15 protein-coding genes are annotated in these 17329 nt (G+C 50.7%); 13 read left to right on the top strand and 2 right to left on the bottom strand.

Annotation, left to right across the window (positions count from 1 at the left end; genetic code table 11):
- Positions 1–84 precede the first annotated feature (84 nt).
- A complete protein-coding gene (locus tag J7619_RS08765; RefSeq protein ID WP_291197038.1) occupies positions 85–1095 on the top strand; it encodes a glycosyltransferase family 2 protein in 1011 nt (336 codons plus the stop codon).
- A gap of 160 nt (positions 1096–1255) precedes the next feature.
- Here J7619_RS08765 and J7619_RS08760 read toward each other — a convergent pair whose 3' ends face one another.
- Positions 1256–2026 carry a class I SAM-dependent methyltransferase gene (locus tag J7619_RS08760; protein ID WP_291197036.1) on the bottom strand — a complete coding sequence of 257 codons (771 nt, stop codon included), beginning with the start codon at positions 2024–2026 and terminating at the stop codon, positions 1256–1258.
- Between the two features lie 110 nt (positions 2027–2136).
- On the opposite strand from J7619_RS08760, the gene J7619_RS08755 reads away from it, so the two are divergent.
- Positions 2137–2463: a hypothetical protein gene (locus tag J7619_RS08755; RefSeq protein ID WP_291197035.1), complete on the top strand. Its 327-nt coding sequence runs from the start codon at positions 2137–2139 to the stop codon at positions 2461–2463.
- 35 nt (positions 2464–2498) lie between these two features.
- On the opposite strand, the gene J7619_RS08750 is transcribed toward J7619_RS08755, so the two are convergent.
- A complete protein-coding gene (locus J7619_RS08750; RefSeq protein ID WP_015810647.1) occupies positions 2499–2651 on the bottom strand; it encodes a hypothetical protein in 153 nt (50 codons plus the stop codon).
- A gap of 144 nt (positions 2652–2795) precedes the next feature.
- Here J7619_RS08750 and hisS point away from each other — a divergent pair, with 144 nt between their 5' ends.
- From hisS to J7619_RS08695, 11 genes are all read left to right on the top strand, one after another.
- Positions 2796–4166, top strand: a complete 1371-nt coding sequence (gene hisS / locus J7619_RS08745; protein ID WP_291197033.1) for a histidine--tRNA ligase — start codon at positions 2796–2798, stop codon at positions 4164–4166.
- A 46-nt stretch (positions 4167–4212) separates the two neighbouring features.
- Positions 4213–5076 (top strand): ATP phosphoribosyltransferase, encoded by an 864-nt coding sequence (hisG, locus tag J7619_RS08740; protein WP_291197031.1) that lies wholly within the window; start codon positions 4213–4215, stop codon positions 5074–5076.
- A gap of 33 nt (positions 5077–5109) precedes the next feature.
- Complete coding sequence (hisD, locus tag J7619_RS08735) at positions 5110–6378, top strand: histidinol dehydrogenase (protein ID WP_291197029.1); 1269 nt, start codon at positions 5110–5112, stop codon at positions 6376–6378.
- 70 nt (positions 6379–6448) lie between these two features.
- Positions 6449–6877: an antitoxin Xre/MbcA/ParS toxin-binding domain-containing protein gene (locus J7619_RS08730; RefSeq protein ID WP_223401441.1), complete on the top strand. Its 429-nt coding sequence runs from the start codon at positions 6449–6451 to the stop codon at positions 6875–6877.
- Positions 6877–7329: an RES family NAD+ phosphorylase gene (locus J7619_RS08725; RefSeq protein WP_291197025.1), complete on the top strand. Its 453-nt coding sequence runs from the start codon at positions 6877–6879 to the stop codon at positions 7327–7329. The genes J7619_RS08730 and J7619_RS08725 overlap by 1 nt, the downstream gene beginning before the upstream one ends.
- Before the next feature lie 36 nt (positions 7330–7365).
- Positions 7366–8439, top strand: a complete 1074-nt coding sequence (hisC, locus tag J7619_RS08720; protein WP_291197023.1) for a histidinol-phosphate transaminase — start codon at positions 7366–7368, stop codon at positions 8437–8439.
- A 45-nt stretch (positions 8440–8484) separates the two neighbouring features.
- On the top strand, positions 8485–9006 hold the full coding sequence (locus tag J7619_RS08715) for a hypothetical protein (protein ID WP_291197021.1): 522 nt from the start codon (positions 8485–8487) through the stop codon (positions 9004–9006).
- Positions 9007–9109: 103 nt separating this feature from the next.
- On the top strand, positions 9110–12433 hold the full coding sequence (locus tag J7619_RS08710; RefSeq protein WP_291197020.1) for a UvrD-helicase domain-containing protein: 3324 nt from the start codon (positions 9110–9112) through the stop codon (positions 12431–12433).
- A 53-nt stretch (positions 12434–12486) separates the two neighbouring features.
- The gene (locus J7619_RS08705; RefSeq protein WP_291197018.1) at positions 12487–15918 is read left to right on the top strand and encodes a response regulator; all 3432 of its coding nucleotides are present in this window, start codon (positions 12487–12489) and stop codon (positions 15916–15918) included.
- 2 nt (positions 15919–15920) lie between these two features.
- The gene (locus tag J7619_RS08700; protein WP_291197016.1) at positions 15921–16736 is read left to right on the top strand and encodes a protein-glutamate O-methyltransferase CheR; all 816 of its coding nucleotides are present in this window, start codon (positions 15921–15923) and stop codon (positions 16734–16736) included.
- 2 nt (positions 16737–16738) lie between these two features.
- Positions 16739–17317, top strand: a complete 579-nt coding sequence (locus tag J7619_RS08695; protein WP_291197014.1) for a chemotaxis protein CheB — start codon at positions 16739–16741, stop codon at positions 17315–17317.
- The last annotated feature ends 12 nt before the right edge of the window (positions 17318–17329 follow it).

Raw genomic sequence — 17329 nt, 5'->3', positions numbered from 1 at the left:
CCAATATTGAATGCCTAGCGGCATTCAATTGTCCGTTTATTCAATCATTCCCCGTTCCACGGCGGAACATTCAATCATTAGCAGATGCGTCGCTACTCGATCATCATTCCTGTCTACAACCGCCCTGATGAGCTGGAAGAGCTTCTGGCGTGTCTTGCACAGCAGACGTACAAAAATTTCGAGGTGGTAATCGTGGAAGATGGTTCGAAAATCAAAGCGGATGGCGTGGTGAAATCTTTCGCTGACAGGCTCGACATCCATTACCACTACAAAGAAAACGGCGGCCAGGGCTTCGCGCGCAACCATGGTTTCGAGCGCGCTGTGGGCGATTACTTCATATTGCTGGATTCGGACGCGCTTATTGAGCCAAATTACCTGTCCATTGTCGAAAACCGCCTGAATACGGATTATGTAGACCTTTACGGCGGGCCGGATACCGATCATCCTTCTTTTACGCCCATTCAGAAAGCCATTAGTTACTCGATGACCTCGGTATTTACCACTGGTGGTATTCGTGGCAAGAAGAACAATATGGGCGGCACATTTCATCCGAGGAGCTTCAACATGGGCCTCTCGCGTAAGGTGTGGGAGCGCACGGGAGGGTTTTTGACGAGCCGGATGGGAGAGGATATCCTGTTCAGTATTGCGGCGCTGCGGTTGGGATTCAAATCAGCATTAATTCCCGAGGCTTTTATTTACCATAAACGTCGTACGCAGTTCGGGGCGTTTTTCCGGCAGCTGAAATTCTTCGGCCGCGCGCGCATCAACATCGCCCGCTACTATCCCGACGAGCTGAAACTCGTGCATACGTTCCCGTTACTGTTTACGCTGGGCGTCTGCAGTATCCCGTTGTGGTATTTCCTATTCAAGCCGTTCTTTTACATCGGATTATGGTTTCTCGGCATTTACGTGGCATTGCTGTTCATTGATGCCTTACGTAAAACGAAGAGCGTAGAAGTGGCATTTCTGAGCATCGGCGCTGCATTTGTCCAGCTTTTCGGTTACGGGATCGGCTTTGTACAGGAAGGCTGGAAGCGGCTTTGGGAAAACAAATCACACCGCGAGACGGGAGCGGCGATCGAGTATCCTTCGTGAAAGAGTTTATGAGTTTAGAGTGACGAGTTTAAAGAGAGAGTTTACTAGTTAACCATAAGTAAAAGAGGCAGTTTCCGGGGTGGAAACTGCCTCTTTTAACTCTTAACTCATAAACTTTTAACTCATAAACTCTTAACTCATAAACTCTTAACTCATAAACTCATTTCTGACAGAAGTACACAATCTCTTCCCCCGGCAACGAATACCGCTGCACTTCTGCTTTCGTTAATTCGTCCATGACAAACCGGTCCTCGGTTACTTTGAAACCGCCTTTTTCCAGTTCGCGGCCGTAGTTGCGGCCGAAAAGGCGCAGGTGGTCGTTTTGGAGGAAATGCTTTTCGCGTTCCTTCGGATCGGTGATCGTCGGGTCTTCGTAGGTTACTTCGTATTTCATGTCCTGCGGGGATTGGATCAATGCCCAGCCGCCCGGTTTCAGGACACGGTGCAATTCGCTCATGGCGAGAATGTAATCGTCGACGTGCTCCATCACGTGGTTACAGATAGCCACGTCAAAGGTATTGTCCTCAAAAGGGATCTGGTGAATGTCCATCTTAACCTTTGCAAGGGGCGATTCGATGTCGGCAGTAATGTAATCCAGGTTCTTCATCTGCTCGAAACGGTCGATAAAACAGTATTCCGGCGCTACGTGCAGCACTTTGAGATTAGCCGTATAGAAATTGGTTTTGCGCTTCATATACAGCGCCATCAGGCGGTGGCGTTCGAGGGAGAGGCAGCTCGGGCAGAGCGCATTCTCACGGCTCGATGTATTGCGGCCATAGGGCAGGAACTTGCGGTATTGGCTGTTGCAGACCGGGCACTCCACGTTGTTGCCGATATAGAAGATGCTGAGTCCCCGCGCTGCCCAATGTCCGACAAGTTGGAGGTAGGGACGCGGAATGTAGCGCAGAACTAAACTAATGATGGATTTCATTAAACCAATTAACTAAAAATTAATAATTTTAGGATCATAACATCGAATAGCCTGAATAAATGATCCCCTCGATTGACCCGAAACCACCTGGTAAGCGACTGATAAAAAGAATGTCGACACGCACGAAATGGATGATTCTTGCTCCACTAGGCTTGTTGTTGTTCAGTTTTGGCCTTACCGTGCTCAGCGAAGCGGCGCATGAGCGGCGCATCGGCGAGCCTACGCAGGTTTGGGTCGTTTTAGGCCTTTATAGTCTTGCATTAATCAATGGAGGCCTGATCATGTTCGGGGAGGCCCTCCGTTTCCGTATCCTGCTCGATGTCCGCCGCGAAACGCGCCGTAGTATGCGCCAGCTGCTGCGGAAGGTCAATCTGAAAGCTGCTTCCGGAAAACATAAATCCGGTAAAAAAGCAAAAAGCCCTACCAAAACAGATTGACAGGACTAGTTGGATAACATTCCGAAGAGGCTCGATTATTTTTTATTTGCTTCGAATTGAGCCTTGATAGCCTCAACGTCAACATTGCGCACTTCTGGTTTGCGTAGAAGGTTTTTGATTTTGGCAGTGCGATTGTTTGCAACTGCTTTGTTTCTGCGACCTTTACGTTTTAATTCCGTAACTCCCATTGTAAAAGTTTGTTTTGTGAAAGAGCCGCAAAATTAAGCATTTTAACGCAAATAATGCACGCAATAGTCATAAATATTGCATAACCTGCCCTAACTTTACGGTCTCATAGGCCATTAACGGCCGAAATTGATAGCATTATTATAATGAGTAAACCATCTCTTGCCCGCGGAACCCGTGACTTTGGTCCGGAGCAAATGGCAAAGCGTACTTTCATTTTCGACACCATCCGACGCTCTTTCCAACGATACGGCTTCCTGCCCTTAGAAACTCCCGCTTTTGAAAACCTGTCGGTGCTGATGGGTAAATATGGAGAAGAGGGCGATCAGCTTTTGTTTAAAATATTAAATTCCGGGGATTTCAGCGGGAAACTGACCGATGCCGACTGGCAGGCGGGCTCTAAACCCCTGACGACCAAAATTTCTGAAAAGGGCTTGCGCTACGACCTCACCGTGCCGTTCGCACGCTACGTAGTGATGAACCGTGGTACTTTGGCAATGCCTTTCAAACGGTACCAGATCCAGCCCGTTTGGCGCGCCGATCGTCCGCAGAAAGGTCGCTACCGCGAGTTTTACCAATGCGACGCTGACGTGGTAGGGACAGATTCGCTGCTTTGCGAGGCGGAAATCGTGATGCTTTTGCATGATATCCTGCCTGCATTGGGTATTACCGACTTCACTGTCAAGATCAATAACCGCAAAATCCTGACCGGCATTGCCGACATGATCGGGGCACACGGGATGGAAGGGCCGCTTTGTGTGGCAATCGATAAATTGGATAAAATCGGGAAAGAGAAAGTCGTTGAGGAACTCCTTGAACGCGGTTTTGCTTCTGATAGTATCGATAAGCTCGAACCGATTTTCAGTCTCTCGGCCGACGAGGACCCGTTCACTGAACTGAAAAGCTGGCTGGGCGAATCGGAAGTGGCATTGAAGGGTATCCAGGAGCTGGAAGAGGTGTGGGCGATGGTGAAGATCCTGGGGCTGGAAAATGCGAAGATCGAATTCGACGTCACGCTTGCGCGCGGGCTTTCGTATTACACGGGCGCGATTTTCGAGGTAAAGGCCAATAATGTACAGATCGGCAGCATCTCGGGCGGTGGCCGCTACGATAACCTGACAGGCACATTCGGCGTGCCGGGTATTTCGGGTGTGGGCATTTCGCTCGGTGTGGACCGTATTTATGATGTAATGGAAGAATTAAACCTCTTCCCGGAAAGCCAGAAGACGAGTACCAAAGTAATGATCTCCAATTTCGATGAAGAGGCATTTACCTACGGCTTGTCTATCCTGCCGAAATTCCGGAAAGCGGGCATCAACTCGGAGATTTACCCGGATTCGGTGAAGCTGAAAAAGCAGCTGGATTACGCCGATCGTAAGAGTATCCCATTTGTGATTTTAATCGGTTCGGACGAAATCCAGTCGGGTTTGCTGACCTTGAAAAACATGAAAACCGGAGAGCAGCAGAAACTGAAAACGGAAGATATCATAACTTTGCTCAACCGGGAAGACCAATAACCCTATTAAATACCGACAAACGGCTGCGTGAGCAACCTATAACTTTATGAATGATAATATTTTAAGAATTGCCATCCAGAAATCGGGCAGACTTAGTGAAGATTCTTTAAAGCTGATCAAAGAATGCGGCATCCGTTTCGACAACGGTGCCGGTAAGCTTAAAACCGATGCTACGAACTTTCCAGCGGAAATTCTTTTCCTCCGCGATGACGATATTCCCGGTTATGTGGAAGACGGCGTGGCGCATCTGGGGATTGTAGGGGAGAACGTTTCGGAAGAATCCTGCAAGGATGTGGACACCGTTCACAAGCTGGGTTTCTCGAAATGCCGTTTGTCGATCGGTGTTTTGCGCGAGGCGGAGTACCATGGCGTGCAGGACCTCGAAGGCAAAAGCATCGCTACGACTTACCCTCGTTTGCTGGAACAATATCTTAAATCTCATAATGTAACTGCCGACATTCACGAAATCAGCGGGTCGGTGGAGATCGCGCCGAGCATTGGCCTGGCCGATGCGGTTTGCGATATCGTAAGCTCGGGCAGCACTTTGCTGAGCAATGGCTTGAAAGAAGTGGAGACGATTTTCCGCTCGGAGGCTGTGATGATTGCCAGCAAGCACCTCTCGCCTGTGCAGCAGGATTTGCTGGACCAACTTTTGTTCCGTATCAAATCGGTGCAGGTAGCGAAGAACAACAAATACATTTTGCTCAACTGCCCGGTGGAAGCGGTGGAGAATATCACCCAATTCCTGCCCGGCATGCGTTCCCCGACGATCCTGCCATTGGCGACGGAAGGCTGGTGCTCGCTGCATTCGGTGATCAATGAGAATGAGTTCTGGGAGAATATCGAAAAGATCCGCCAGGCTGGCGCAGAGGGGATTCTGGTTATCCCGATCGAGAAAATGATTGTTTAATTGCCCCGGAGAGCCGGGTTTGATGCTGACATTATGAATATCATTCCATTTCCGGAAAGGGAACAGTGGCCCGCATTGCTGGCGCGGCCCGTTCTGGAAGCCAAGGATATCGAGGCACGGGTGCAGCCTGTACTCGAACAAGTGAAGCAGGAAGGCGACGCGGGTATTAAAGCCCTCGCCCTGAAATTTGACAAAATTGAACTGACCGACCTCGCATTTTCGGAAAAAGACATAGCCGAAGCAGGCGATAAGTTGGACGATGCCTTGAAAGCGGCGATCGGTCAGGCTTATGAGAATATCTACAAATTCCACAAAGGGCAGCTGCAAGCACCTGAGAAGGTGGAAACCATGCCCGGCGTTACCTGCTGGCGCAAAAGCGTGGGGATCGAGAAAGTGGGGATTTACATTCCCGGTGGTTCGGCTCCATTGTTCAGCACGGTGCTGATGCTCGGCATTCCCGCTCAGATCGCCGGTTGTAAGGAGGTTGTGCTCTGCACGCCGTCCGACCACCCGGCTATTTTGTATGCTGCGAAATTAGTAGGCGTTACCAAAGCATTCCGCATTGGCGGCGCGCAGGCGATTGCTGCGATGGCCTATGGTACCGAGAGTGTTCCAAAGGTTTACAAGATATTTGGGCCTGGAAACCAATATGTTACTACTGCTAAAATGCTGGTCAGCAAGGAAGGTGTGGCGATCGATATGCCTGCGGGGCCGTCAGAGGTTGCCATTTTTGCGGACGATACCGCATTACCCTGTTTCGTAGCAGCCGACCTGCTTTCACAAGCCGAGCACGGCGCCGACAGCCAGGTTTTACTCGTTTCGACCAGCAAAAAACTGCTTGGTTCGGTCAATATCGCATTGGCAGAGCAGCTGGAAGTGCTCCCACGCAAAGAGCTGGCCGCACAAGCGATGACGAACAGCAAGGCGATTCTCGTCGAAACTGAGGAAGAAGCCATTGAAATACTGAATGAATATGCGGCGGAGCACCTCATCCTCAGTATTGCCAACGCGGAAGAGGTTGCGGAGAAGATCTATAATGCCGGTTCCATATTCCTGGGTAACTACACACCCGAATCATGCGGGGATTATGCATCGGGTACCAACCATACATTGCCTACCAATGGTTATGCAAGGGCTTACAGCGGGGTTTCCGTAGATAGTTTTGTGAAAAAAATCACGGTTCAGCATATTACCGAGGAAGGTATCCGCAACATCGGACCTACCGTGGAAGCCATGGCGGCAGCCGAATCACTCGATGCCCATAAGAATGCCGTGAGCATCCGATTGAAAAATCTTTTGTGAAAAATTCCAAGTCCGGGAAATTTGTCCTAAATTAGAGGACAAATTTCAACGGCCTTAAAATTACTGAAAGATGACAGCATACATGGTTAACGAACGTTTGGGAGGTTACGAAACCCTCAAACATGCTGTGAAAAATGACTTCGACCTGGCTTACCTGGCCGAAAACGGTGTTCCGAAAGCTTCTATTCAGCATCTGGCTGACTCTATCGGAATGGATATTAAAGATGTGATAGCGCTGTTGCCTGTTACTTCAAGGAATTTGCAGCGTTACAATGATATTGACCTGCTTAGCAATGTAGTTTCCGATCATCTGATCGCCCTGGCCGATCTGTTCTCCGTAGGGAACCGGGTTTTGGGTAAAGAATATTTCCTCGATTGGCTGAACAACGAGGTGCCTGCGCTGGGTAGTGAGAAACCGATCAGCTTTTTACGGACCCATGCGGGTATAGAGCTGGTCAAAACCGAATTAGGGCGCATGGAACACGGTATTTTCGCTTAATGGAGCTATTCAGGATAACAAGATCGGAATATCAGGATGATTTGAGTGGAATAGGGGCTTTCTACAACGGGGGACGATGGAACACCCCGAGAAATGCCATGCTTTATACTTCTTCCCACCGGTCGCTGGCCATGCTGGAAGTGCTCGTGCACTGGCATAAAACCGTGACACCCCCGAATTACGTGATTGTTTCCCTGGAAATCCCCGATGATATTGCGAGTGTAACGGAGCCGTCGCTCGTGCCCGAATGGCCCGAGGACGAGCAATGGAGCAAGGGAGTAGGCGATTCGTGGCTGAAAGCGGGCAACAGCCTTTTGCTGCGCGTTCCGTCGGTGGTGGTGAAGGCCGAACAAAACTACCTGGTCAATCCGATGCATCCCGACGTTGTTTCCCTCCGCATTACCGATATAGAGCCGCTGAATTTCGATAAAAGGCTTTTCAAAAAGATTTAGAAATCCACACACGGCAGCGCCGTAACTTTCCATAGTATGAACACCAGTTTCGATTTAAACAAAATCCTTCGCCCGCACATTATCACGCTGGCCCCGTATTCATCCGCAAGAGACGAATATACAGGCCATGTGGGTATATTTCTGGACGCGAACGAAAACCCTTACGGCTCGGTGACCGGTGAAAATTACAACCGCTATCCCGATCCTTATCAGGCCGAAATCAAGCAGAAACTGAGCCCGATCAAGCAGGTAAGCCCCGACCGTATCTTCCTCGGAAACGGCAGCGACGAGCCGATCGATCTGCTCACACGCGCTACTTGCACGCCGGGGCATGACCATGTGATCATCCTGCCGCCGACCTACGGCATGTACGAAGTAAGCGCTTCGATCCACGATGTGAAGATCGATAAGGTATCGCTTACCGATGATTATCATATCGATACCGAAGCCGTTTTAAATGCGGTTACGCCTTCGACGAAGATCATCTGGATCTGCTCGCCAAATAACCCGACGGGGAATGTAATGCAGTCGGACGCGATTCAAACCATTCTCGAAAATTTCAGCGGACTGGTGGTAGTGGATGAAGCTTATATCGACTTCACCGACGAGCCTTCGTGGATCCGGCATCTGGACAAATATCCTAATCTGGTGGTATTGCAGACATTCTCCAAAGCCTGGGGGCTCGCGGGTATCCGTGTAGGAATGTGTTTCGCGTCACCGGAGCTGATCCGTATTTTGAACAAGATCAAACCACCTTACAATATCAGCTTGCCTGCGCAACAGGCATTGCTGGAAGGCCTGAACGGCATCGAGAAGAAAGACAAGATGGTGGCTGATATTCTCGAACAGCGCGATGTGCTGACGGGTCAACTGCAAGCCCTGCCGATCGTGGTGAAGATACATCCTACGGACGCCAACTTCCTGCTCGTGCAGTTCGAAGATGCGAAAGCGGTGATGGACTATCTGATCCGTGAGACGATTATCGTGCGTGACCGTTCGCGGGTACATTTGTGCGAAGGATGCCTGCGGATTACGGTAGGAACAAAAGAAGAAAATGAAGTTTTGATCGAATCATTAAAGAAATTCCAGCCTCAGAACGTTATTGTGTAGCTGTTGTTTCAACGTTCCAGGAACATTTCCCCGATTTAATTAACTATGAAGAAATTAGCCTTAACTTTTATTTGCGCACTTTGCTTCGGAGTGGCACAGGCCCAATACGACAACTGGGCGGTAGGTTTCAAACTCGGTGAACCCACCGGTGTCAACATCCGGAAGTACTTCAACAACATCCATGCCATCGACGTGACCGTCGGTACTTTTGGTGGTATCCTGGGCAATGACCGTAAGTACCGCGGCGATAACGGAATTTACAAAAACACCGGTATCTCGCTCCAAATGCACTATTTGTGGCACACGCCATTATTCAACTCGGAGGCGGTGCATGTGTATTACGGTATTGGCGGGCAGATCAACAACCGTCGTTCGTACCCGAAACGGCTGAACGGCGATTACGAAAAAAACCTTACCCTGGGCGGTTCGGCGCTGGGTGGTTTTGAATACTATATCCCCGACAACCGGATCTCGGTGTTCCTTGAAGGAGGAACCTACGTGGAGCTGCTGAGAAAGCCATTCTTCCTGAGCCCCAACATCTCGGCCGGTATTCGCTTCAATCTTTAAGCGATACTTCTTTCAAAAGCATACGAAAAGCAGGCGCAAGCCTGCTTTTTTTGTTTAATTTGATCTGCGGTTCTCATTCGCTTCACCCATACATCAGCACAAAGTGTTTAAAGTTTACAGTTCATCAGCCGGCTCGGGGAAAACTTACACCCTCACCAAAGAATATCTCAAACTGGCCCTGCATTCCAATTCGGAGTTGTATTTCAGGCATATTCTGGCGGTGACGTTTACCAATGCGGCTGCCAATGAAATGAAGGACCGTATTCTGCTGATGCTGCGTACATTCTCGGCATATACCGGGAACGACGCCCGTCTGCACCCGATGATGCGTGACGTGGTGGTCGAAATGTACCCGGATACGGAGCATAATGCGGAACTGTTCGCGGGCGCCTGTCAGCTGATCGCCGCCCGCGCGCAAATGGTTTTCGGGCAAATCCTGCACCGTTACTCCGACTTTTCGGTGATGACGATCGATAAATTCACGCAGCGGCTGATCAGCAGTTTTACCGATGAATTAGGTATCCCGTTTGTATTTGAAACCCAACTCGACGCAGACCTGCTGGACGACGCCGTAGATCGCCTGCTGGCCCGCATTGGTCAGGAAGGTGAAGAAGTACTCACCGATATTGTCGAAAAATACTACCGTGAGAATGCCGAGGAGGGCAAAAACTGGGGCGCATTGCCGATGCAGATCCGCGACACCGCGGGAACATTACTGAGCGAACAGAGCTACATGCAAATGAAGCGCGTGGAGGACCTTAAAATGGAGGACTGGATCGCCGTGCGCAAACAAATGCGCGACTTCGTACGCGGGCGGGAGGAAATGATGACCAAAGACGCGAAAAATGCATTTGAATTGATCCAGTCTACCTACCTGAGCGAAAAAGACTTCCACCAGAGCGGAAGGGGCATTTACGGCTACTTCCGTGACCGTGCCGAGGGCAAGAAGCTCTGGATGGAACCCAATTCTTACGTTTACAAGACCATCGGCGAAGGTGTATGGTACGGTGCGAAAACACCCGCACCGATCCGCGACGAAATAGAACGTCTCCGTACCGATCTGGAAAATTATTTCCACCAGCTTGAAAACATACGGTCGGCAGAAACCGGAAAAATTACGTTGTACAATCAGCTCGAAAGGCATATTTACAACCTGTCGCTCCTGGGCGAGATCCGCAAGGAGTTCGATGCGTTATTGAAGCAGAATAACCAGGTCCATATCTCGGATTTCAACCGGAAGATCGTCGATATCGTGGCCCGCGAGCCGGTACCGTTCATTTTTGAAAGGCTGGGGGAAAAGTATAACCACATTCTGGTCGACGAGTTTCAGGATACGTCCAAATTGCAATTCGCGAACCTGCTGCCGCTGATCGAGAATGCATTATCCAGCGGATTCTTTAACCTGATCGTCGGCGACGCAAAGCAGTCGATTTACAGGTTCCGCGGTGGGGATATGGACTTGATATTACACCTGGCCCAAAACCAGGTGATGCGGCTGGGTAGTATTCTGGGCAACAGCCCATTCAATGACGAACGGCTGTTTGCATTGGATAACTACCTGCATATCAACCATCTCAAAACCAACCGGCGCAGCTTCCGGGAAGTTACCGAGTTCAATAACCAATTCTTCGGCTTCATCGCCGACTCGCTGGGCGACGAATACCCGCTGATCCGCGAGGTATACGACGAGCATTTCAGCCAGGAAATACCGGACGGCGTGAGCGAGGGAGGCCATGTGGAAATCGAGTTTCTGGAAATGAACGAGTCCGCGGAGGAAGGTACCGAGGAATCATCCTCCGACCCGATTTCCCGAAGGGCGCTGGAACTGGTGAATGCGCTCCGTGAAGAAGGCTACCACTGGCGCGATGTCGCCATTTTGTGCCGGAAGAAAAAAGAGGCCACCACCCTGGCCAACACCCTGAAAGAGGCCGGCTTTCCGCTCATTTCCGATGACGCGTTGTCGCTGGCTTACTCGCGTTCGGTGCATTTCATTATTTCGTTTATGAAGGTGCTGCACAGCTCGGATCACCGGCTGGCGCGGTATGAGGCGGCTTACCTGTTCCACCAGGTGATCCGCAGGCAAAACCCGGCACCGCACGAGTATGAAGAAATCAGGGTGCTTTGCGAAGAGCGCGGGCTCGACAGTTTCCTCGAATACTTCCGGAAATGGGACATTACCATTACCTCCTTCAAAATGCGGCAGGTCTCGGTGTTTGAGCTCACGGAATTGCTCATGCAGCAATTCGGGCTTTTCAAGCAGCAGCTGGAAAGTGAATACCTGTTCCGCTTCCTGGATGTGGTACTGGAATTTGGCAACCGGAGAAGCAACCATCTCGGCGATTTCCTGACTTATTGGGAGTCAGCGAAATACAAGTTCTCGATTACCGTGCCGGAGGGGACCGACGCTATTCGAATTACCACTATACACAAGTCGAAAGGCCTGGAATATCCGGTGGTGATCATTCCGTATGCGCAATGGAAAGTGACACCGAATGCGCGCCTCGACCGGCTTTGGGTGGATATGGATGAGGTCGATTATGAGGAAATACGGTTGGAGGACAAGCCCCATTATACAAATGCCAAACTGCGGAGCTCGATGGTTTCGGTTGTGAAAGAGCTCGAAAACACGGTAGTAGGCGAGCAATACCGCGAAGAGCGCATGCGAACGCTGATCGAGAACCTGAACTTGCTTTACGTAGCATTCACGCGACCCGTGCAGCGCTTGTATGTGCTTGCGAAACGGGAGCGCAGGTGGGAATCGGGGCAACAGATCAACCATTGGCTGCGCGATTATCTGAACCAGGAAGGTTTTATGCCTGCATGGGATGACACGATCTCCCGATATGTGATAGCAGAGGCGTCCGGTGCTCTGAGGCATGCACATGTAAGCGCGGGTACGAGCCCTTTTGTACTGAAAAACATATTAAGCAACGATCGCACCGAGTCATTGCGCCTCCGCCGTATGGCCGACCGCATTTTCGATGTGCAAACCTTCGAGCCGAGGCACGACCGTCTGCAAAAAATGCGGTATTTGCTCACCAGGCTAAAAACTGTTTCGGATCTTCCCGAAGCACTGGAGAAGCTCGTGGGCGAGGGGATATTTACCCGGAAAGAAACCCGGGAGATCGAGAACCTGACGATTTCACTTTTACAAGACCCCTCATTACAAATGCTTTACCAGGACGAAAACCATATTCAGATTAACAGGGAATTGCTGGTGCCGGGCGGGAAAATGCTGCATATAGACAGGGTCGTTCAGCGGCCGGGCGGGGAATATATCTTCATGTCGTTTGTAGGCGGTAACAGTGCCGATGAACCGCGCAGGCATCTGAAAAAACTGATCAGGGCTTTCTCGGAAAACAGCAAGTCTTCGCGCGGGGTGCTGATTACCCTGGAAGACGAAATGGCAGAATGGGTAGAACAGTAAAAGTAATTTATAGTATTTGAACGCCTGTCGGGCTTAATTGATATTCAACGTTTATGCAACTTACATTTCAGCGCCAGGTTTTACTGGGAATCTCTTTTTCAATTCTTTTAGTACTCGTAGTAGGATACGTGTCTTACAATGCCATTCTCCTGCAACAGGAAAATGCCGGCTGGGTGGACCATACGCGGGAGGTAATGCGGGTGTCAACTTCTGTTAAAAACCGGTTGCTGACCGCCGAGGCGAATGTCCGTGGCTTTGCCATTACCGGCAACCGGGCGTTTGAAGCGAACTATCTGCAAGCTTCTACCGACATCTGGAAGGACGTCGAAACATTGCAGAAGCTGGTCAGGGACAATAAAATACAGAGTGTTCGGGTGGATTCGCTGTCCGACCTTCTTGAAACGAGGGTAGAGCTGATGGACCGGCAGTATGAAGTCCTGAAAATGGATAAGTACAGTCTCGACACCATCCAGCACATTGTTTTACAGGGGAAAGATGTTTCCTCCAAAATTGAATTCAGCTTTCGCCGTATCGAAAATTTGGAGGAAGGGTTATTGACGGAGCGGGAACAGCTTGCTGCGGCCAGCTCCACGCGCGCCAAGCAGTACATTGTGATCGGTTCATCGCTGTTTTTCCTGGTGATCCTTTTACTATATTATTTTATCCGTAAAACATACCTCGCCCAGCGTGCCGGTGAGCAGGCTATGCAGCTTGCTAACAAGCAATTGGAACAGCTGGGGTTGGAGGACCAGGAGAAGAACTGGATATTGAATGCGGCTATCGAAGTGTCCAGCGCGGTTCGCGGCGAACCTACATTAACCCAACTTTCAGAGCGATTGCTGGGCAAATTGGCGGAAGTGACCGAATCACAGGTGTCGGCGATGTATCTCGTGACAAATTCGGGCGATATGCTCGAACGGTCGGCGACCCATGGCGTTTCGGCATCGGCGGCACCCGCTTTCATACCGTTTGGAGACGGAATACTGGGACAGTTTGCAGCAGAGAGAGGCAATATCAAGCAAATGGACGTGGCGCCGGGTTATTTGCAGGTCCGGACGGCGACAGGTGATTCGGCGCCGGGGACGGTTTTAATGAAGAATATTAGTTTCGATGGCAGCTCTGCCGGGGTTATCGAGGTTGGCTATCTGAAAGATCCGGGCGCGAAAGTCGTCAAATTGCTCAATATGGTTTCGGACAATGTCGCAGTGGCGATCATGGCGGCCCGCGCGCGTGAAATGGCCAACGAACTGCTCGAAAAGACCCAATTACAGGCGGAAGAACTCGAAAGCCAGCAGGAAGAGCTGCGGGTTACCAACGAGGAGCTTACCCGGCAAACGTCGCTTTTGCAAGTCTCGGAAGAGGAGCTGCGTGTGCAGCAGGAGGAATTGAAACAGATCAATACCGAGCTGGAAGAAAAGGCATTCATGCTCGAAGAACAGAAGCGTACCATTGAGGAAGCGCGCGATCAGATTCAGATCAAAGCCGACGAGCTGGAAAGGAGCGGTCGGTTTAAAAGCGAATTCCTGGCCAATATGAGCCACGAATTACGCACGCCGCTGAATAGCATCCTGATTTTGTCCCGTATTCTCGGTGAAAACAAGGGGGCGAGGCTGAACGAGGAAGAGGAACGTTATGCTTCGGTGATCTACAATTCCGGAAACGACCTGCTGACGCTGATCAACGATATCCTCGACCTTGCCAAAGTGGAGGCCGGGAAGATCGAGCTGGTCCATGAAAATATCAGTACGGAATCGGTTTTGGAGGAGGTGAAGAGTACTTTCCAGAAAGTCGCCGAGAACAAGGGCCTTGCATTGCAGGTAGAGAAGGCGGATTCCTGTCCTGCTACCTTGTTTACCGATCATACCCGCCTGTTGCAGATACTGCGCAACCTGATTTCCAATGCGGTAAAGTTCACGTCGGCGCCTGGCAAGGTTTCCCTCGTCATTTCGAAGCACGAAGGCCAGTTGCATTTCGAGGTGGCCGACACCGGTATCGGGATTCCATTGGACAAACAGGCGTCGATTTTTGAAGCATTCCAGCAGGCTGACGGTTCTACAAGCCGCAAATACGGCGGTACCGGCCTGGGGCTGTCGATCAGCCGGGAGCTCGCTGGCCTTTTCAACGGGTCAATTTCCCTGAAAAGCATCCCGGGCGAAGGTTCGGTATTTACACTAAGAATCCCTGATGTGACGGAATCGGACGTGCAAACGCCCGTGGCCCCGCAGGAACCCGCGGCTGAACCGACGAAGCGGCAGCCACAGGCGCCGCAACCACAGGTATCCGGAAATGGCCAATCGCGCCGTTTGCTCCTGATCGAGGATGACGATGTTTTCGCGGCGGATATGGCCGCAAAGGCTCAATCGAGCGGATTTGCAGTACAAATAGCGACCAACGGCCGGGAAGCGCTGGAGATGGTAGAGACATTCAACCCGACGGCCATTATCCTGGATATGCATTTACCGGACATGCCGGGCGAAGCGGTTTTGAGCGAGTTGAAACGCGATACCCGGACACGCCTGATCCCGGTACATACGGTGTCCTCGGGAGATTATTTCAATGACGAAATGCTCAAAAGAGGTGCCATCGGTTTTATGCAGAAGCCGGTGGATGAACAGTCGGCCCAGCAGATATTCGCGGCTTTGAAACTCGAAGGAAAAGACCTTGACCAGCAGCGGATCCTGCTCATTGAGGACGACGCATATCAGAGCAAATATCTGGGCGATTTCCTGGTGAGCAACAACATTTTCGTGCTCTATGCCTATTCGGCTGCAGAAGCGTTGTCGATCCTCGGATCGGACCGCGTCGACGGCATTATCCTGGATGTAAGGCTGGCAGATATGAACGGGTTGGATCTTCTGGACAAAGTCAAAGAAAATCCGCAATGGAATGACCTGCCCGTGGTGGTGAATACGGCCGAAGACCTTACCCAGGCCGACCTGGGGCGCGTGATGAAATACGCTCACCCGGTGGTGATCAAAACGAAAAAATCCAATGAACGGCTGCTCGACGAGGTAAAGCTTTTTCTTAAAAAGATCCAGCCAAAAACGCATGAGCCCGAAGCGCCGAAGGAGTCGTTCAGCAACGCGGTTGTGAATGCCGGGCAGCTCTTCACCGGCAAGAAGCTGCTCCTTGCGGACGACGATATGCGTAACATCTTCGCATTGAGTGCAGTGCTGGAAGATGCCGGTTTCAGCATTGAAATCGCTACAAATGGCAAGGAGGCGATCCATAAGCTGGAAGATAATCCTGGGATCGAACTGATATTGATGGACGTGATGATGCCTGAAATGGACGGCATCGAGGCCACACGGCGGATCAGACAAGTGCCAAGATGGGCCAATATTCCTATTATCGCGGTAACCGCAAAGGCAATGCAGGGTGATCGGGAGCAATGCCTCGAAGCCGGTGCGAATGATTATATTTCAAAACCGGTGGATGTTGACAAGCTGCTTTCGCTTATTAAGGTCTGGTTACAAACTGCGTAGTTATGGTGCTGATGGAATACTCCGAACTGGAAATACTCATTGTGCGGATCAGAGAGATATCGGGGTTCGATTTTTCGGGTTACGCGAGGCCGTCGCTGCTGCGGCGGGCAAGCAGGTATTTGACCACCCATAAAATGAATTTCCACGAACTGCTAGCGTATATAGAACCAGGCGGGAACGTTGTGTACGGCCTCATCCAGGAGCTCACGGTCAACTATTCGGAGATGTTCCGGGATGCGGATTTCTTTATGAAGGTGAAGACGGAAGTATTCACCTATCTCGAATCGTACCCGACGCTGCGTTTCTGGGTGGCCGGGTGCGCGTCAGGTGAGGAGGCTTATTCGCTGGCCATTTTTCTCAAAGAAGCCGGCTTTCTGGGCAGGTCGCTGATCTACGCGACCGACCTGAGCAACAAGGCGCTTACGGCCGCGCGTGAGGGCATATTCACACTGGGTAATGTGCGGACGTTCTCGGAAAACTACCTGGCGGCAGGAGGGCAACATTCATTGTCGGACTACTACCATGTGGCTTACAACAAGGCGGCCATGTTGCCGGAGCTGCGGAGTAACATTGTTTTTTCAATGCATGACCTCACGGGCGACGGCGTGTTCAACGAATTCCAGTTTATCAGCTGCCGGAACGTGATGATCTACTTCACCCTCGAACTGAGGCAAAAAGTATTCAGGCTTTTGTATGACAGTCTGAGTATGTTAGGTTTTCTTTGCCTGGGGAAGCGCGAAACGCTGCGTTACTCGGGTCTGGAAGAGAATTTCAAAGTGGTCGACAGCACATTGAACATTTATCAGAAGATCAGATGAGTATGGCAAAGGACAATGGTGCATTGAGTTTGGTGCTGATCGGCGGGTCGTCAGGGAGCTTTGCGATCTTTGAGGAGATTATCCGGCTGGTTAGAAACCCGTTGTCTTTTGCCTTGATTTTTGTGTTGCATCGTGGTAAATCCAGTACAGCCGTTTTGCCCGAAATATTTAAAAACAAGACGAATGTAGCTATGAGTGAGCCCTATCATCTGGATCCGATCAAAGCTAATTCCATTTATTTTGCTTATCCCGACTATCACCTGCTGATAGGCCCCGATCAGCGGTTTTACTACGACCGTACCGACAAGGATTTTTTTTCCCGGCCCTCCATTGACGCTACTTTTCTGTCTGCCGCCGTCTCGGGCATTCCCGTGAAAGCGGCCATGCTGTTTTCCGGTTCCAGTGCCGACGGCGCTTTCGGAATGAAAGCATTGGCAGAAAGAGGCTTCCCGACGTACGTCCAGAACCCGGCCGATGCGGAATCCCCGCGCATGCCGGAACAGGCTCTTTTAGCCTATGAAAAGCATCAGGTAATGGTCGATGGAAACCTTTTTTCGATAATCAACGATATCCTTCAATAGCTACTCAACGAA

Origin of the sequence: Dyadobacter sp., from assembly GCF_017744695.1 — a bacterium.
In the GTDB taxonomy this organism is placed as follows: Bacteria; Bacteroidota; Bacteroidia; order Cytophagales; family Spirosomataceae; genus Dyadobacter.
The sequence above is the reverse complement of the archived record's forward strand: the minus strand, read 5'-3'. Positions and strand labels throughout refer to the sequence as shown.

What these genes read in the sequence shown, in the direction of transcription:
- J7619_RS08765 (WP_291197038.1), top strand. Translation starts at nt 85, where the DNA reads ATGCGTCGCTACTCGATCATCATTCCTGTCTACAACCGCCCTGATGAG.
- J7619_RS08760 (WP_291197036.1), bottom strand. Translation starts at nt 2,026, where the DNA reads ATGAAATCCATCATTAGTTTAGTTCTGCGCTACATTCCGCGTCCCTAC.
- J7619_RS08755 (WP_291197035.1), top strand. Translation starts at nt 2,137, where the DNA reads ATGTCGACACGCACGAAATGGATGATTCTTGCTCCACTAGGCTTGTTG.
- J7619_RS08750 (WP_015810647.1), bottom strand. Translation starts at nt 2,651, where the DNA reads ATGGGAGTTACGGAATTAAAACGTAAAGGTCGCAGAAACAAAGCAGTT.
- hisS (WP_291197033.1), top strand. Translation starts at nt 2,796, where the DNA reads ATGAGTAAACCATCTCTTGCCCGCGGAACCCGTGACTTTGGTCCGGAG.
- hisG (WP_291197031.1), top strand. Translation starts at nt 4,213, where the DNA reads ATGAATGATAATATTTTAAGAATTGCCATCCAGAAATCGGGCAGACTT.
- hisD (WP_291197029.1), top strand. Translation starts at nt 5,110, where the DNA reads ATGAATATCATTCCATTTCCGGAAAGGGAACAGTGGCCCGCATTGCTG.
- J7619_RS08730 (WP_223401441.1), top strand. Translation starts at nt 6,449, where the DNA reads ATGACAGCATACATGGTTAACGAACGTTTGGGAGGTTACGAAACCCTC.
- J7619_RS08725 (WP_291197025.1), top strand. Translation starts at nt 6,877, where the DNA reads ATGGAGCTATTCAGGATAACAAGATCGGAATATCAGGATGATTTGAGT.
- hisC (WP_291197023.1), top strand. Translation starts at nt 7,366, where the DNA reads ATGAACACCAGTTTCGATTTAAACAAAATCCTTCGCCCGCACATTATC.
- J7619_RS08715 (WP_291197021.1), top strand. Translation starts at nt 8,485, where the DNA reads ATGAAGAAATTAGCCTTAACTTTTATTTGCGCACTTTGCTTCGGAGTG.
- J7619_RS08705 (WP_291197018.1), top strand. Translation starts at nt 12,487, where the DNA reads ATGCAACTTACATTTCAGCGCCAGGTTTTACTGGGAATCTCTTTTTCA.
- J7619_RS08700 (WP_291197016.1), top strand. Translation starts at nt 15,921, where the DNA reads ATGGTGCTGATGGAATACTCCGAACTGGAAATACTCATTGTGCGGATC.
- J7619_RS08695 (WP_291197014.1), top strand. Translation starts at nt 16,739, where the DNA reads ATGGCAAAGGACAATGGTGCATTGAGTTTGGTGCTGATCGGCGGGTCG.